General features: G+C 58.8%; 1 protein-coding gene. It reads right to left on the bottom strand.

Annotated features, from left to right (window positions below; all coding sequences use genetic code 11):
- Positions 1-197 (bottom strand): hypothetical protein (locus tag D7Y13_RS47450; RefSeq protein ID WP_208734628.1); only part of this gene is annotated, 197 nt, incomplete at its 3' end.
- Between the last annotated feature and the right edge of the window lie 254 nt (positions 198-451).

Below are 451 nucleotides of genomic sequence, written 5' to 3' on the forward strand. Positions count from 1 at the left end.
GTCCCGCGGATTTTGCGGGCCTCTCGTTTGGGACAGCCGGCGAAGTGCTGGCCATGTCGATCTGCCCAGCGCGTTCGCGCGCCATTTTTTGACGTCTGGAGGATACCAAAGGTCTGAAGTTCGGCGGGCTGGTCCCCATTGCAAAACGTCGCACTAGCTTGAAACATCCGGCTCCAAGGTTTTTCGATGTCGACCATGTCCCGCCTTCCAGCGCGCTGTTCGAGCCTCGCGCTAGGCCGCGGTCTCGAGGAAGCGGTCACAAAGTTTGAGCGTTATGAGGAAATTTAGGAGATCCATTCAGACTAATGGACGAGGCGCCAAAGTTCTGGAGGCTGGCGAGGTGTTGAAGGGGATCATCGGATGACACCGACAATGAATTTCACTCCCAATGCCGCCCGCGCCACAGCCGGGAATCCGTGGGTCACGCAACGGGGCTGCACCCGTGCTGGAT

The organism is Corallococcus praedator, assembly GCF_003612125.1.
GTDB classification, from domain to species: domain Bacteria; phylum Myxococcota; class Myxococcia; order Myxococcales; family Myxococcaceae; genus Corallococcus; species Corallococcus praedator.